The following is a 15497-nucleotide window of genomic DNA, read 5'->3' on the forward strand; positions in this document are numbered from 1 at the left end:
CGCCTTCCATTTGTGTCGATGATCATTCAATATAAGGAGTGTAAATCTAATTTGGGGGTCGACATGGAATTCACCGTTGCGGCGGGTCTCGGCGGCATCGGGTTCGTCCTCGTCGCGGTCGTCGTCAACCTCATCTACGTGCGCGGCGGACTGCCGATGCCGGTGGCGGGCAAAAACATTGGCGACGTGACAGAGTCATTCGCCACGGTCGGCGACGCTTTGAAGAAGCCGTCGGTACTGGCCCCGGCGATGTGGCTGTTCACGACGGTGTTCGCCGCCGGGCTACTCGCGGTGCTGTGGGATGGCGGTGGTGATGCCAGAGCGTGGGCTTTGGTGGGCTTCGCCGGAGTGATCATGCAGAACGCGACCTTCAGCTGCGTGGAGGCACTGCGCTTCGGCATGGCCGCGGCCGCGAGTCAGGATCGGAGTGCGACGGCGGGGCTGTGGGGCCTGAGCAATGTGCTGTTCGGCTTCAACCAGGTGTTTCTGGCGATCGCACTGCTTGGTTTCACCGCCGCGGGAGCTGACACCGGATTCATCGCGCCGTGGCACGCATGGCTCGGTTACGCGAGCGCGGCCCTGTTGTTCATATCGTCGGCCGCCAGCCCGTACAACGCCGGCGGCGCGAGCCGCATCGCGCCGATCGGCCTCATCGGCTGGCTTGGCTGGGCATCCTGGATCGTCGTCTACAGCTTCCAGTTGCTGCGGCTGTGACGGTGCGGCCACGCTGCCGATTGTCACGCCAGAGTGGCGCCCGGGCTCGGCACACCGCGGTAAAACTCAGGCTCGCGGTACCAGGTGCGGCGCGAGAGTCGTGAGCTTCTCGCAGGTCTCCTCGAACTCCCGGTCAGGGGTCGAGTCGCCGATGATGCCGGCACCGGCCCGCAGCCAGGTCTTGCCGTCGGCCTCGTAGCAGGCGCGCAGCGTCAAAGCCGCATCCATGCCGCCGTCAGCCGAGAAAGCCACTACCGCACCGGAATACAGGCCGCGGGGCGCCTCGTCGAGTCGCAGGATCGCGTCGACGCTCTCGGCCTTGGGAATGCCCGAGGCGGTGACGGCCGGGAACAGGGTCTCCAGCGCGTCCATGCGGTCCATCGAGCGCTGCAGCCGCCCGCCGACGGTCGACCCGAGATGCTGCACGCTGCCGCGCTCGCGCACGGTCATGAAGTCCAGCACCACCGCGGTGCCCGGCTCGGCCACCTCGGCGATCTCCGACACCGATGTACGGACCGAAATAGCGTGCTCGACAATCTCTTTCGGGTTCGACTCGAGGTCGTCGCGGGCAGCCCGGTCGTTGTCGGCGCCACGTCCAAGGGCGCGGGTGCCGGCCAGGGGTTCGGTCAACACGGTGCCGTCGGCACGTACCGCGGCGACCAGTTCGGGACTGTAGCCCAGCGCCCGTATTCCGCTGAGGTGCAGCAGGAATGAGCGGGCCGGAGTGTTGTTGTGCCGGCCAACGCGGTAGGTGGCCGGGAAGTCCACGGCGAAGGGCACATCGAAGCGCCGCGACAGAATCACTTTCTGGTATTGACCGCTGTTGATTTCGCCGATGGCCGCAGCGACCCGGTCGCGGTAATTGGACGAGTCCTCTCGGACGTCGACCGCAGTGGCCGCCGGTGTCGTGCTCACGCCGTTGTCGAGGACCGCGCGCAGCGCCTCGGTCTGGCGGTCGTCGGCACCGATCGACGTGATCCGACCCTCCGACACCACGAATTGTGTACGGGGCCAGAGGATGCGGGCCAGCGGAGTGCCCGGCTGCAGTCGCGCCTGCAATCCGAAGCGGTAGGTGCCGAACTCGAATGCCACCCACCCGAACAGCCGGTCGGTTTCCAACAGCAACCGGTCGACGGCCTCACCGAGTGCGGCGCCAGGGCGCCCGGTCCACGCCTGCCGCTGCACCACGCCGTCCTGAATCACCCGCAGCTCGTCGGAATCGAGTTCGACGACGGCCCGCACACCCAGTGCCAGCGTCCACTCGCCGTCGCGCTCGTAGACGACGTAGTCCTCGCCGTCGCGCTCGGGCAGCACCCGGGCCAGTTCAGCCACCAGGTCAACGGGGTTCATACCGGTCGGCAGCGAAAGCTCGATCGACTCGGCGTTGTCGGAACTCGTCTCGATACTGACCTTCGTCACGGGAAGTAAATGTAGCCTAACCTAGGTAAACCAGGCGCACTACACCGTCGTGCGCGGTGTGATCCCCGTTAATCCAGCAAGGTGCGCACCACACCATCGGCCAGCAACCGCCCCCGGTCGGTGAGCACAACGCGCTCGCCGGCCGCATCGACCAAGCCGTCGGCCACCAGACCGGCCAGGCGGGCGCGCTCGGCAGCGGTGAGATCTCCGCAGGCCAACCCGCGCCGCAGCCGCAGGCGCAGCATCACGTCCTCGAGGTGGCGCGCCTGCGGGTCGAGCTCTTCGAAATCGGCGACCGGTAACTGTCCGTCGGCCAACGTTTGCGCATAGGCGTTGGGGTGCTTGATGTTCCACCATCTGGTCGCTCCGAGGAACCCGTGCGCGCCGGGACCGGCGCCCCACCATTCGCCGCCGTCCCAGTAGCCGAGGTTGTGCCGGCACTCACCGCCGGGACGGCTCCAGTTCGACACCTCGTACCACTCGAACCCCGCGTCCGAGAGTTGCGTATCCAGCAACTCGTAACGATGCGCATGAACGTCGTCGTCGGGTGCGGCGATCTCGCCGCGGCGCACCCGCCGAGCCAGTGCAGTGCCGTCCTCCACCACCAGGGCGTAGCCGGATACGTGATCGACGCCGGCGTGCACCGCGGCGTCGACCGAACGCCGCAGATCGTCGTCGGACTCTCCCGGTGTGCCGTAGATCAAGTCGATGTTGACGTGCTCGAAGCCCGCGTCCCTGGCCTCTGCCGCGGCGGCCGGCGCACGGCCCGGTGAGTGGGTGCGGTCCAGCACCGCCAACACATGCGGTGCCACCGACTGCATCCCGAGCGAGAGCCGGGTATAGCCGGCCTCGCGCAGCGCCGCGAAGAACTCCGGCGAGGTGGATTCAGGGTTGGCCTCGGTGGTCACCTCGGCACCGGCGGCCAGGTCGAAGTTGTCGCGGACGGCGCCAAGGACGGCGCCCAACCCGGCACTGCCGAGCAGCGAGGGCGTTCCGCCGCCGACGAACACGGTCTGCACCGGCACCGCCCCCACCCGTGCCGCGGCCAGCCCCAGCTCGACGCGCAGTGCGGCCATCCAGCCCTCGGGGTTCGATCCGCCGAGTTCGGTGGGTGTGTACGTGTTGAAGTCGCAGTAGCCGCAGCGGGTGGCGCAGAACGGCACGTGGATGTAGATGCCGAACGGTCGTCCCGCCGATGAGCGCTCGTGTGAAGAGCGTGTCCCAGTGGGCGCCAGATCGGGCTGGCCTGACGGCGCGGTCCGGGTGGTCATGTAACGATTTTCCCAGACTGTCCAGCGGCGACTTTTGCTCACCGTGAGCGCAAATATGGCCCGGTTAGAAGGTATGGGGACAATCGTGGCACAATGGCCGCGTGACTTCCGCCAACAACAGCACCACCCGCGTTTCGCTGGTGGCTCGGCGGCATGTCGATTTCAAGCGTGTTTGTAGCTGTTGCTGTCTGCCTTGATCCCGTAGACCTGCCCACCTGTACTTCCAGCTGGCCGCCGGATCTGCGCCGCCGGACAGCCACCGGTGAACAGCGCGGCCTAAAGCCAGCTCCTCCGCGAAGGAGCACCTACAGTGACAACCCCCAAGGCACCGGCCAAAGCCGCGCGTCCCGCCAAGCGTCCGCGCGGCGAAGGACAGTGGGCTCTGGGCTATCGCGAGCCGCTCAACCCCAACGAGCAGGCCAAGAAGGACGACAACCCGCTCAACGTCCGGGACCGCATCGAGAACATCTACGCCAAGAACGGCTTCGAGAGCATCGACAAGGGTGACCTGCGCGGCCGTTTCCGCTGGTGGGGCCTCTACACCCAGCGCAAGCCCGGTTACGACGGCACCTGGACCGGTGACGAGAACACCGACATGCTCGAGGACTCGTACTTCATGCTGCGGGTGCGCTGCGACGGCGGTGCGCTCTCGGTCGCGGCGCTTCGCACGCTCGGCGGCATCTCTACCGAGTTCGCGCGCGACACCGCCGACATCTCCGACCGCGAGAACGTCCAGTACCACTGGATCCGGGTCGAGGACATGCCGGAGATCTGGAAGCGCCTTGACGCCGTCGGGCTGCAGACGACCGAGGCGTGCGGCGACTGCCCGCGCGTCGTGCTCGGCTCGCCACTCGCCGGAGAATCCCTCGACGAGGTGATCGACGGCACCCCGGCGATCGACGAGATCGTGCGGCGCTACATCGGCAAGAAGGAGTACTCCAACCTGCCGCGCAAGTTCAAGACCGCGATCTCGGGCCTGCAGGACGTCGTTCACGAGGTCAACGACGTCGCGTTCATCGGGGTCAACCACCCCGAGCACGGACCCGGTTTCGACCTGTGGGTCGGCGGTGGCCTGTCCACCAACCCGATGCTCGGCCAGCGGCTGGGCACGTGGGTGCCGCTCGATGAGGTGCCCGAGGTGTGGGAGGGCGTCGTCAGCATCTTCCGCGACTACGGCTATCGCCGCCTGCGGTCCAAGGCCCGGCTGAAGTTCCTGGTCAAGGACTGGGGCACCGAAAAATTCCGTGAGGTTCTCGAGACCGAGTATCTGAAGCGTCCCCTGATCGACGGACCTGCCCCCGAGCCGGTGGCCCGTCCGATCGATCACGTCGGCGTGCAGCGCCTCAAGAACGGGCTGAACGCCGTCGGTGTCGCGCCGATCGCGGGCCGGGTCTCGGGCACCATCCTGAGCAAGGTCGCCGACCTCGCCGAGGCGGCGGGTTCGGACCGGATCCGCTTCACGCCGTACCAGAAGCTGATCATCCTGGATGTCCCCGACGAGAAGCTCGACGAGCTGCGCGACGGCTTGGACGCGCTCGGCTTGCCTTCGCAGCCATCGCATTGGCGACGCAACCTGATGGCATGCACCGGCATCGAGTTCTGCAAACTGAGCTTCGCCGAGACCCGCAAGCGCGCTCAGTCGCTGGTCCCCGATCTGGAGAAGCGGCTCGAGGACATCAACGCGCAGCTCGACGTGCCGATCACCGTGAACATCAACGGCTGCCCGAACTCGTGCGCGCGAATCCAGGTCGCCGACATCGGCTTCAAGGGCCAGATGATCGATGACGGTGACGGGCCGGTCGAAGGTTTCCAGGTGCACCTGGGCGGCAGCCTCGGCCTGGACAGCGGGTTCGGCCGCAAGCTGCGCCAGCACAAGGTGCTCTCCACTGAGCTCGGCGACTACATCGACCGGGTTGTTCGCAACTTCGTGAAACAACGCGAGTCCGGTGAGCGTTTCGCCCAGTGGGCCGTACGGGCCGACGAAGCTGATTTGAGGTGAGTGCTTTGACGACGATGATGGAGTCCGAGCTACGCGAACTGGCCGAACGGGGCGCTGAGGAACTCGCCGGCGCGAGCGCGGAGGAGCTGCTGCGCTGGACCGACGAGCACTTCCGTGGAAACTATGTGGTGGCCTCGAACATGCAGGACGCGGTGCTCGTGGAGATGGCGGCCAAGGTGCGCCCCGGTGTCGACGTGCTGTTTCTCGACACCGGCTATCACTTCGCCGAGACGATCGGGACGCGTGACGCCGTGGAGGCGGTCTACGACATCAACGTGGTGAACGTGAGGCCCGAGCGCAGTGTCGCCGAGCAGGACGCATTACTCGGCAAGGATCTGTTCGCACGCAACGCCGGCGAATGCTGCCGGCTGCGCAAGGTCGAGCCGCTGAGCAAGGCCCTCAGCGGCTACAAAGCCTGGGTGACCGGTATCCGCCGGGTCGAGGCGCCGACCCGCGCGAACGCGCCGTTGATCAGCTGGGACAACGCGTTCGGCCTCGTGAAGATCAACCCGATCGCGGCGTGGTCCGACGACGACATGCAGGCCTACATCGATGCCAACGGCATCCTCGTCAATCCCCTTGTCTACGAAGGGTACCCGTCCATCGGCTGCGCACCGTGCACGACCAAGCCGCTCGCGGGCGCCGATCCGCGCAGCGGTCGTTGGGCCGGCCAGTCCAAGACGGAATGCGGGCTGCACGCCTCGTGAGGTTGCTGTGACGCTCGTGCTCACCGCACACGGCAGCGCGGATCCGCGTTCGTCGGCGAATGCGCATGCAATCGCCGGCCATCTGCGCCGCCTGCTGCCCGACACCGATGTCCGGGTGGCGTTCTGTGAGCAGAATTCGCCGAACCTGGCCGACGTCCTGGCGGACGTCGCGCCCGGCTCGGTGGTGACACCGCTGCTGTTGGCCAGCGCGTTTCACGCCCGTACCGACATCCCCGGCCTTATCGCCCGGTCCGGCGCCGACGTACACCAGGCCGCCGTGCTCGGCGAAGATCCGCGACTGCTTCAGGTGGTGCGGGAACGCCTTGCCGCACTGGGAGTCTCACGTTTCGATGCCGGGCTCGGCGTGGTGCTGACCGGGGTGGGCTCGTCGCATGCGGCGGCCAACGCCCGCACTGCCACGCTCGCGGGCAGCTTGGCCGAGGGCACTCGGTGGGCCGGGGTGCAGGTCGCGTTCGCGACCGGTCAGACTCCGTCGGTGCCCGAGGCCGTCGAGCAGTTGCGCGCCAGCGGCGCCGAGCACTTCGTGATCGCGCCGTGGTTCCTCGCCCACGGCCGCATCACCGACCGAGTCGCCGACTACGCAGGCAGCCAAGGCATTCCGGTGGCCGAACCGCTCGGCCCGCACCGATTGGTGGCGGCGACGGTGCTCGACCGCTATGAAGAGGCACTCGCCGCGCGTAGCGCCGGCTTTGCCGCGTAGCCCTCGGGGCATTCCTTTCTTCACGCAGCCCTGGCGTCGAACTCAACGCCAGGGCTGTGCTCTGTCGTGTCGCGGCAGCTTTTGACGACCCTGACATAGAACTCGACGCCAGGGACCAAGGTCACATCACACCACCTTGACCCACATACCCGTGGGGGTATATTTGGATTCGTAGATATACCCCCAGGGGTATCAAGAACCGAGCCGAGGAGCCGAACAATGAAGTTCATCCAGTACTACCTGGAGTGTCTGTCACACGCGTCGTACCTGATCGGCGATGAAACGACGGGCCGCGCGGTGGTTGTCGACCCGCAACGCGACGTCGCCGAGTATCTGGCGGACGCCGAGGAACTCGGCCTCCGGATCGAGCTCGTCATCGAGACTCACTTCCACGCCGACTTCGTGTCGGGCCACCTTGAGCTCGCCGAGGCGAGCGGCGCGAAGATCGTGTACTCCTCGGTCGCACAACCCGAGTTCGACTTCATGGGAGTCGACGACGGACAGCGGTATTCGCTCGGCGAGGTGAGGCTGGAGTTCCGCCACACCCCCGGCCACACACCGGAATCGATGAGCATCGTGGTGTACGAGCGTGCCGACGACGCGGTCCCCTACGGCGTGCTGACCGGCGACACCCTGTTCATCGGCGATGTCGGCCGGCCGGATTTGTTGGCGTCCATCGGATTCACGCGAGACGAACTCGCCGACAAGCTCTATCACTCCCTGCGCGACAAGCTGATGACACTGCCCGACGCCACCAGGGTGTATCCCGCGCACGGCGCAGGCTCGGCGTGCGGCAAGAACCTCTCCACCGAACTGTGGTCAACCATCGGTGACCAGAAACGCACGAACTACGCGCTGCGGGCCGCCGACAAAGAATCGTTCGTCGACCTTGTCACCGCGGGACAACCGCCTGCCCCAAGCTATTTCGTCCACGACGCGGTCCTCAACCGCAAGGATCGGGAACTGCTCGACGAAACGGCCATGCCACAGCCGATGGATTACGACCAAGCGGCCACGGCACTTGCCGGCGGCGCCGTGCTGATCGACGGCCGCAGCCCGGAGGAGTTCGCCCAGGGCCACCTGCGGGGCGCCATCAACATCGGCCTGGCGGGGCGCTATGCCGAATTCGCCGGGTCGGTGGTCAAACCTGACGCCGACATCGTCCTGGTCACCGAGGCCGGGGAGGAGTTGGAGGGCAAGAATCGCTTGGCCCGCATCGGATTCGACCGTGTCAGCGGTTACCTCGCCGCACCCGAGCAGACGATGTTCGAACATCGCGACCAGGTGCAGGTGGCATCGCGGCTCACCGCCGAGGCCTTCGCGCAGCGATCCGCCGAGGTCGCCGACCTGCAGATCCTCGACGTGCGCAACCCCGGTGAGGCGGCGGCCGGAATGGTCCCGGGCGCGGTCAACATCCCCGTCGGCCAACTGCCGGACCGGGTCACCGAACTCGACGCCAACCGTCCGACGGTCGTCTACTGTGCAGGCGGATACCGATCTTCGGTCGCCGCGAGCCTGTTGCGCGAGCGGGGATTTACCGACGTCAGTGACATCCTGGGCGGCTACAACGCCTGGGCCGCGAGCACTCAGACGGCCTGAGGGACGGGATCCGACAGATGAGCAACGCAACGAAACACGAAATTCTGATCATCGGTGGCGGCACCGCAGGCATCACCGTCGCGGCGCGGCTACTGCGCAACGGCCATACCGATGTCGCGGTCATCGAACCGTCCGGCATGCACTACTACCAGCCGTTATGGACGCTCGTCGGTGGTGGGCAGGCCCGTGCAGCGCAGACCGGCCGGACCGAGTCGTCGGTGATGCCGAAAAGCGCGGCGTGGATCAAGAACGCTGTGGCACAGGTTAACCCGGAGTCCGATACCGTAACGTGCACAGACGGTTCGAGGTACTCCTACGACGTGCTGGTGGTGTGCCCCGGCGTCCAACTCGATTGGCACCGGACCGACGGCCTGGAAGACACCTTGGGCGAGGACGGCGTTTCGTCGAACTACCGTGTCGATCTCGCCCCGCGTACGTGGGACTTCATCCGGAACACCACGTCGGGTACCGCGGTGTTCACCATGCCGTCGGGGCCGATCAAATGTGCCGGGGCACCGCAGAAAATCGCCTACCTGGCCTGCGACTACTGGCGCAGGAAAGGCGTCCTTGACGATATCGACGTGCACCTCGTGGTCCCGACGCCACGGATCTTCGGTATCCCCGCCATCGCCACCAATTTGGAGGCCGTCATCGCCGATTACGGCATCCAGTTACATACCGGCTCCGAGCTACGTCAGCTCGACTCCGCGAGCCGGAAGGCGGTGATAGGCGCCGTCACTGACGACGGCGCCGACATCACGTTGCCCTACGACCTGCTTCACGTCGTCCCGCACCAGTCGGCACCCGACTGGGTGAAGGCAAGCCCGTTGTCCACGGGGGATGCGAACGGCTACGTCGATATCGACAAGCACACCATGCAACACGTCCGCTACCCGAACGTGTTCGCGCTCGGCGATGCCGGATCGTCACCCAACTCGAAAACCGGTGCGGCCATTCGCAAACAAGCACCGGTTGTGGTGGACAACCTGGATGCAGTCCTCGCGGGTCGCCCGCTGCCGGCATCGTATGACGGCTACGCGTCCTGCCCCATCGTCACCTCGTCGAAGGACATGCTGCTTGCCGAGTTCGACTACTCGATGCAGCTGCAGCCGTCACTACCCGTCCTCGATCCCGTCAAACCACACCGTGCCTACTGGTACCTGAAGAAGTACGGATTGCCGTTCATGTATTGGAATCTCATGCTCAAGGGCCTCGCGTGACCATGTCCGTCTCCCCCACCATTCACTGCGCCGAGCTGCGCGAGTTGCAGTCCTCGAACGGCGGTCCACGCCTGATCGACGTCCGCACACCGGCCGAGTTCGAGTCAGCACACATCCCCGGCGCCTACAACGTGCCGCTGGATCTGCTGCGGGAGCATCGGGATGAGATCGCTCGTCACCTCGATGAGGATGTCGTGCTGGTGTGCCGATCGGGACAGCGCGCCGCGGCCGCCGGGGCTGCTCTCCACGCGGCCGGCTTGACCAACGTACGAATTCTGCAGGGCGGCATGACCGCATGGCAGAGCGGCGGATTCGACGTTCGGCACGGCGCTCAGCGCTGGGATCTGGAACGCCAGGTCCGGCTGGTGGCCGGATCGGTCGTGTTGGCGAGCCTGCTCGGCAGCGTGGTGAGACCGAAGATGAAATGGGTGGCCGCCGGCATCGGTGCCGGTTTGACCACCGCTGCCCTGACGAACACGTGCGCGATGGGCATGCTGCTGGCGCGGCTGCCGTACAACCGCGGATCGGTTTGCGACGCAACGTCGATCGTTTCGCAGCTTGCCACCAAGGGCGGCTGACACCATGCTCGCGTTGACCCTGCCGCTGGCGGTTCTGGTCGGAGTGTCCCTCGGCCTGCTCGGCGGGGGCGGCTCGATCCTCACCGTGCCGCTGCTGGCGTACGTGGCCGGCCTGGACGCCAGGCAGGCGATCACCACATCGTTGCTGGTCGTGGGGATCACCAGCATCATCGGCGCCGTCTCCCACGCGCGGGCCGGCCACGTGCAGTGGCGCGCGGGTCTGTTGTTCGGCGTGGCCGGCATGGCCGGGGCGTATGCGGGCGGACTGGTCGGGCATCTCCTGCCCGGCTCGGTGCTGATGACCGCCTTCGCCGTCGTGATGATCGCAACCGCCGTGGCCATGCTCAACCGTCGCCCGGCATGCACGGCGCCCGTACGGGCGCCCGCGGTCAAGACTTTGCTGATGGGCTTGGTTGTCGGCATGGTGACCGGAACTCTCGGCGCGGGAGGCGGATTCGTCGTGGTGCCCGCGCTCGCCCTCCTCGGCGGGCTGCCGATGCCCATCGCGGTGGGCACCTCGTTGATCGTCATCGCCATGAACTCGTTCGCCGGCCTCGCCGGGCAATTGAGCACCGTATCGATCGATTGGACGCTTGCCGCAGTGGTCACGGTTGCCGCCGTCGCGGGAAGTATCGTCGGCGCACGGCTGACCACACGCGTCGATCCTGACACGCTGCGCCGGGCGTTCGGCTGGTTTGTGTTGGCGATGGCCTCGATCATCCTGGCGGAGGAATTTCATCCTGTCGTCGGGTTGGTCGCCGGTGCCGCGACCGTGCTCGGCGCGTTCTATTACTTCGTGTGCAGGCGCTACGAGTGGTGTCCCGTGCAGCGCCTGTTCGGCCCACCCGCTCCCGCGACATGACGGCTCGGGATACCCCCGCGGGTACGATCCGGTCAACCACGACTACGACTACGAAAGGCGGACACCATGGTCGGTGACGAGGAGGCCATCTCCGCTGTTCTCAATCGGCTTCGGCGAGCACAGGGACAACTCGCGGGCGTCATCTCGATGATCGAGCAGGGCCGCGACTGCAAAGACGTTGTCACACAGCTCGCCGCGGTGTCGCGGGCACTGGACCGTGCCGGATTCAAGATCATCGCCACGGGGCTGCGCGAGTGCATCACCGACGAACGTGCCGAGGGCGCCGAACCTATCGACGTATCCGAATTGGAGAAACTGTTCCTCGCCCTCGCCTGAGGAAAGTCGTCAGGTGGTCGTCAATGCCTCGTCTTCGTCGGTGCGCACCACCACTTGGACGTCGCCGGCGATCTGCGGCACGCGCGTGGCCCTTACGTAGACGGCGTCGCCTTCCTTGAGCCCGAGCGCCTCGGCATCGCCGCGGGTGATCTGTGCGGTGAACGGCGCATTGTTCGTCGCACTGATCAGCTCGACGCGGACCTCGAAGCCCAGCATCACGATGCGGTCGATCGTGGCGCGCAGCACTCCGGTCACCTCCGCGGTGCCGTCGCCCGCCGCGATCGACATCTCCGGATTACGGCCGACGCGAATATCGTGGGGGCGCACCAGGATCCCGTTCAGTTCCGAAACCGCACCCAGGAAGGACATGACGAACGCGTTGGCCGGCTCGTCATAGACCTGCGTGGGTGATCCGACCTGCTCGATACGTCCCTTGTTGAGCACCGCGATGCGATCGGCGACGTCGAGTGCCTCGGCCTGGTCATGCGTGACGAGCACCGTCGTGACGTGAACCTCGTCGTGCAGGCGGCGCAGCCAGGTGCGCAGGTCGTCACGGACCTTCGCGTCGAGCGCGCCGAACGGTTCGTCGAGCAGGAGCACCTGCGGGTCGACGGCGAGCGCGCGGGCCAATGCCATTCGCTGACGCTGGCCGCCGGAGAGTTGGTTGGGGTAGCGCGTCTGAAAACCGCTGAGCCCCACCACCTCCAGTAGGTTGTCGACTCTTTCGTTGATCTCGGCCTTCGGGCGTTTGCGGATTTTGAGACCGAAGGCCACGTTGTCGCGCACCGAGAGGTGTTTGAACGCGGCGTAGTGCTGGAACACGAACCCGATGCCACGCCGCTGCGGCGGGACCCCCGTCACGTCGCGGCCGTTGATGGTGACGGTGCCGGTATCGGGCTGGTCGAGGCCGGCGATTGCCCGCAGCAGTGTCGACTTGCCGGAGCCGCTCGGCCCGAGCAGGGCGGTCAGCGAGCCCGCAGGCACCTCGAAGTCGATGTTGTCCAACGCGGCGAAGTCGCCGTAGCGCTTGTTGGCGCCGCGTACCACGATCGCGGCGGTTCCCGATTGGGTCACAGCTGTCACTCCTTCTAAGACTGTTCAGCCGAGGTTCGGCGCCGGTCGAGAACCACCTGAACCACCAAAACGACCACGGCGACAGCCATGAGCAAGGTCGAGATGGCGTATGCGCCGTACACCGATTCGGCGGTGCCGCGGTTGTACCGGTCGGCCACCAGCAGGGTCAGGGTCTGCGATGTGCCAGGCAGATTCGACGACACCATGATCACCGCGCCGAACTCCCCGAGGGTGCGCGCGATGGTCAGCACGATGCCGTAGGTGAGCCCCCACCGGATGGACGGCAGGGTGATCCGCCAGAACGTCTGCCACCAACTGGAACCAAGGGTGGCGGCGGCCTCCTCCTGGTCGGTGCCGATTTCGTGCAGGACAGGCTCGACCTCGCGGATCACAAATGGGACCGTCACGAAGATGCTCGCCAGCACGATGCCGGGAAAACCGAAGATGATCTTGAACCCGAGGTTGCTCTCGACGAACCCGAACAACCCGGCCGATCCCCAGAGCAGGATCAGCGCGACACCGACCACAACGGGTGACACCGCGAACGGCAGGTCGATGACCGCTTGCAACGCACTCTTGCCACGGAACTTGTTGCGCGCCAACACAAGCGCAGTGGGCACACCGAACAGGACGTTCAGCGGCACGACGATGGCCACCACCAGAAGGGACAGCTGGAGTGCGGAGATGGCCGCGGGCGTGCCGACCGAGGCGAAGAACGCGCCGAGTCCGGGGGCGAACGTGCGCCACAGGATCAGCCCCACCGGGACGATGACCAGTACCGCGATGTAGGCCAGCGCCAGATACCGCAGCAGATTGCGCACCCACGGTGACAATGTCATGCCGAAAGCTCCTCACGTTTGGCCGCCCGCGAACCAACCGCCCTCAACACGAACAACACAACAAACGAGATGACCAGCAGCACGATCGATATCGCTGCGGCGCCGGTGCGGTCGTCGTTTTCGATGAGGGTACGGATCCACTGTGACGAGACCTCGGTCTCGCCGGGAACCGCGCCGCCGATCAGCACGACCGACCCGAACTCGCCGATCGCCCGCGAGAACGCCAACCCGGCGCCCGACAGCAGCGACGGCAACAAAGCCGGGAGGATCACCTTGGTGAAGATCACCTGATTGGAGGCGCCTAGCGAAGCGGCCGCCTCCTCGACCTCGCGGTCCAGTTCGAGCAGCACCGGCTGGACCGAACGGACCACGAACGGCAGTGTGACGAACAGCAGGGCGACCCCGACACCCCACTTGGTGTGTTGCAGATGCAGCCCGACCGGGCTGGCCGGCCCGTAGAGCGCCAACATCACCAGGCTGGCAACGATCGTGGGCAACGCGAAGGGCAGGTCGATGACCGAATCGACGATCCGCTTGCCCGGGAAGTCGTCGCGGGTCAGCACCCACGCGACCAGCAGACCGAAGACCAGGTTGACGATAGTGACGCCGGCCGAGATGGTCAGCGTCACCCGAAACGACTCGATCGCCGCGTTGGATGTGACCGCCAGCCAGAAGGCGTCCCAGCCACCGCCTGCCGACTGCCACAGAATGGCGGCCAGGGGCAGCAGCACGATGACGCTCAGCCAGATGGACGCGGCGCCGACCCGCAGCGAGGTCGTACCGTAGCGTCCACGACGCGCGCCGGGAGCGCGATCTCCCGGCGCGGTCGCGGACGCTGAGTCGGTCTCAGCCGCAGCTGTCATCCGGTCGCCTGCTTGTAGATCTTGGTGATCGTCCCGTTGTCCTTGTCGAACAGCGCGGGATCGACCTCACTCCAGCCGCCGAGTTCGGCGATCGTCCACAGCTTCTCCGGCGTCGGGAAATCTTCCGTGAACTCGGCGGCAACAGCCGGGTCAACGGGCCGGAAACCGGCTTCCGCCCACAGCTTCTGTCCTTCGGGCGTGTAGAGGAAGTTCTTCAGCGCGTTTGCTGCGTCCGCGTGGGCGCTGGTGTTGACGACCGCGACCGGGTTTTCGATCTTGAATGTCTGCGGCGGGTTGATGTGTTCGACGGGCTTGCCCTGCCGTTCGACGTTGATCGCCTCGTTCTCGTAGCTGATCAGCACGTCGCCGGTGCCTTGCAGGAATACGTCGGTGGCTTCCCGCCCCGAACCCGGACGGGTCTTGACGTGTTCGGTCACCAGCTTGTTGACGAAGTCGATGCCCGCCGCGGCGTCCTTGCCGCCGTTGCTCTTGGCCGCATACGGAGCGAGCAGGTTCCATTTGGCCGAGCCCGAACTCAACGGGCTGGGCGTCACGACCTCGAGGCCCGGCTGCAGCAGATCGTCCCAGTCCTTGATGCCCTTGGGGTTGCCCTTGCGGACCACGAGCGAAACAACCGAGCCGAACGGGATGCCCTTGGTGTTGCCGGCGTTCCAGTCCTCGGCCACCTTGCCGGCCTTCACGAGCCGGGCGATGTCGGGTTCCACCGAGAAGTTGACGATGTCGGCCGGCTTGCCGTCGACGACGGCCCGGGACTGGTCTCCCGAGGCGCCGTAGGACGTCGTCACTGCGACGCCCTTGCCCTCTTCGGTCGCCGCGAAGGCCGGGATGATCTTGCTCCAGCCCGGCTCGGGGACCGCGTACGCGACGAGAGTCAGGGTGGTTTCCGCGCCGCCGGCATCGCCGTCGCCTCCCGCGACGTCACTTGATCCGCCGCCGCACCCCACGACGAGCACCCCGGTAGCGGCCAGCACGGCCGAGTTCCTGGCGACGTGCCGCCAGAACTTGCTGATATCGAGCTTCTTGGTGGGCACTGGTGACCTTTCCTAGCGATTTACGGACAGTGGTGGTCCGTCACAGCGGAAAGACGTACGGATTCGGTGCTCGGGCAACAGCGACCGCGCTACCAACCCCAAACCGCGGACGGGTTGGAGTCAGCGACAACAGTCAACGTCTGCAACAGTGCATGAAACCACGGCACGAAGAGCCACATCGTGGCTCTTCGAGGTGCCGGACACTGCTTGCATGGCGCGAAGAATAACAGAGTCTGGCGCCGC

16 protein-coding genes are annotated in these 15497 nt (G+C 66.1%); 10 read left to right on the forward strand and 6 right to left on the reverse strand.

What is annotated here, in order from left to right; all coding sequences use genetic code 11:
- Window positions 1-18 precede the first annotated feature (18 nt).
- Window positions 19-714: a hypothetical protein gene (locus ACRCUN_RS15295; protein WP_462142478.1), complete on the forward strand. Its 696-nt coding sequence runs from the start codon at window positions 19-21 to the stop codon at window positions 712-714.
- Window positions 715-780: 66 nt separating this feature from the next.
- Here the strand turns inward: ACRCUN_RS15295 and ACRCUN_RS15300 are convergent, their stop codons facing one another.
- Window positions 781-2133, reverse strand: coding sequence for a salicylate synthase (locus tag ACRCUN_RS15300; protein ID WP_462142479.1), 1353 nt, complete (start codon window positions 2131-2133; stop codon window positions 781-783).
- 68 nt (window positions 2134-2201) lie between these two features.
- The gene (gene hemW, locus ACRCUN_RS15305; protein WP_462142480.1) at window positions 2202-3404 is read right to left on the reverse strand and encodes a radical SAM family heme chaperone HemW; all 1203 of its coding nucleotides are present in this window, start codon (window positions 3402-3404) and stop codon (window positions 2202-2204) included.
- Window positions 3405-3544: 140 nt separating this feature from the next.
- Here hemW and ACRCUN_RS15310 point away from each other — a divergent pair, with 140 nt between their 5' ends.
- From ACRCUN_RS15310 to ACRCUN_RS15350, 9 genes are all read left to right on the forward strand, one after another.
- Window positions 3545-3601, forward strand: coding sequence for an Ms4527A family Cys-rich leader peptide (locus ACRCUN_RS15310; RefSeq protein ID WP_353612280.1), 57 nt, complete (start codon window positions 3545-3547; stop codon window positions 3599-3601).
- A gap of 113 nt (window positions 3602-3714) precedes the next feature.
- Window positions 3715-5403 (forward strand): nitrite/sulfite reductase, encoded by a 1689-nt coding sequence (locus ACRCUN_RS15315; protein WP_462142481.1) that lies wholly within the window; start codon window positions 3715-3717, stop codon window positions 5401-5403.
- A 14-nt stretch (window positions 5404-5417) separates the two neighbouring features.
- The gene (locus ACRCUN_RS15320) at window positions 5418-6110 is read left to right on the forward strand and encodes a phosphoadenylyl-sulfate reductase (protein ID WP_462142636.1); all 693 of its coding nucleotides are present in this window, start codon (window positions 5418-5420) and stop codon (window positions 6108-6110) included.
- Between the two features lie 7 nt (window positions 6111-6117).
- The gene (locus tag ACRCUN_RS15325; protein ID WP_462142482.1) at window positions 6118-6831 is read left to right on the forward strand and encodes a sirohydrochlorin chelatase; all 714 of its coding nucleotides are present in this window, start codon (window positions 6118-6120) and stop codon (window positions 6829-6831) included.
- A 219-nt stretch (window positions 6832-7050) separates the two neighbouring features.
- A complete protein-coding gene (locus tag ACRCUN_RS15330; RefSeq protein WP_462142483.1) occupies window positions 7051-8430 on the forward strand; it encodes an MBL fold metallo-hydrolase in 1380 nt (459 codons plus the stop codon).
- A gap of 17 nt (window positions 8431-8447) precedes the next feature.
- Window positions 8448-9650 carry an NAD(P)/FAD-dependent oxidoreductase gene (locus tag ACRCUN_RS15335; protein WP_462142484.1) on the forward strand — a complete coding sequence of 401 codons (1203 nt, stop codon included), beginning with the start codon at window positions 8448-8450 and terminating at the stop codon, window positions 9648-9650.
- Between the two features lie 2 nt (window positions 9651-9652).
- On the forward strand, window positions 9653-10228 hold the full coding sequence (locus ACRCUN_RS15340; protein ID WP_462142637.1) for a rhodanese-like domain-containing protein: 576 nt from the start codon (window positions 9653-9655) through the stop codon (window positions 10226-10228).
- A 4-nt stretch (window positions 10229-10232) separates the two neighbouring features.
- Window positions 10233-11090 carry a sulfite exporter TauE/SafE family protein gene (locus tag ACRCUN_RS15345; protein ID WP_462142485.1) on the forward strand — a complete coding sequence of 286 codons (858 nt, stop codon included), beginning with the start codon at window positions 10233-10235 and terminating at the stop codon, window positions 11088-11090.
- A gap of 66 nt (window positions 11091-11156) precedes the next feature.
- The gene (locus ACRCUN_RS15350; RefSeq protein WP_462142486.1) at window positions 11157-11426 is read left to right on the forward strand and encodes a metal-sensitive transcriptional regulator; all 270 of its coding nucleotides are present in this window, start codon (window positions 11157-11159) and stop codon (window positions 11424-11426) included.
- A gap of 9 nt (window positions 11427-11435) precedes the next feature.
- Here the strand turns inward: ACRCUN_RS15350 and ACRCUN_RS15355 are convergent, their stop codons facing one another.
- The 4 genes from ACRCUN_RS15355 to ACRCUN_RS15370 are packed head-to-tail and all read right to left on the reverse strand — an operon-like array spanning window position 11436 to window position 15254.
- Window positions 11436-12500: a sulfate/molybdate ABC transporter ATP-binding protein gene (locus ACRCUN_RS15355; protein ID WP_462142487.1), complete on the reverse strand. Its 1065-nt coding sequence runs from the start codon at window positions 12498-12500 to the stop codon at window positions 11436-11438.
- A 14-nt stretch (window positions 12501-12514) separates the two neighbouring features.
- Window positions 12515-13339, reverse strand: coding sequence for a sulfate ABC transporter permease subunit CysW (gene cysW / locus ACRCUN_RS15360; RefSeq protein ID WP_462142488.1), 825 nt, complete (start codon window positions 13337-13339; stop codon window positions 12515-12517).
- On the reverse strand, window positions 13336-14202 hold the full coding sequence (cysT, locus tag ACRCUN_RS15365) for a sulfate ABC transporter permease subunit CysT (RefSeq protein ID WP_462142489.1): 867 nt from the start codon (window positions 14200-14202) through the stop codon (window positions 13336-13338). The genes cysW and cysT overlap by 4 nt, the downstream gene beginning before the upstream one ends.
- Window positions 14199-15254, reverse strand: a complete 1056-nt coding sequence (locus ACRCUN_RS15370; RefSeq protein WP_462142490.1) for a sulfate ABC transporter substrate-binding protein — start codon at window positions 15252-15254, stop codon at window positions 14199-14201. The genes cysT and ACRCUN_RS15370 overlap by 4 nt, the downstream gene beginning before the upstream one ends.
- Window positions 15255-15497: the final 243 nt, after the last annotated feature.

The sequence above is a fragment of the Mycobacterium venezuelense genome, from assembly GCF_054919535.1.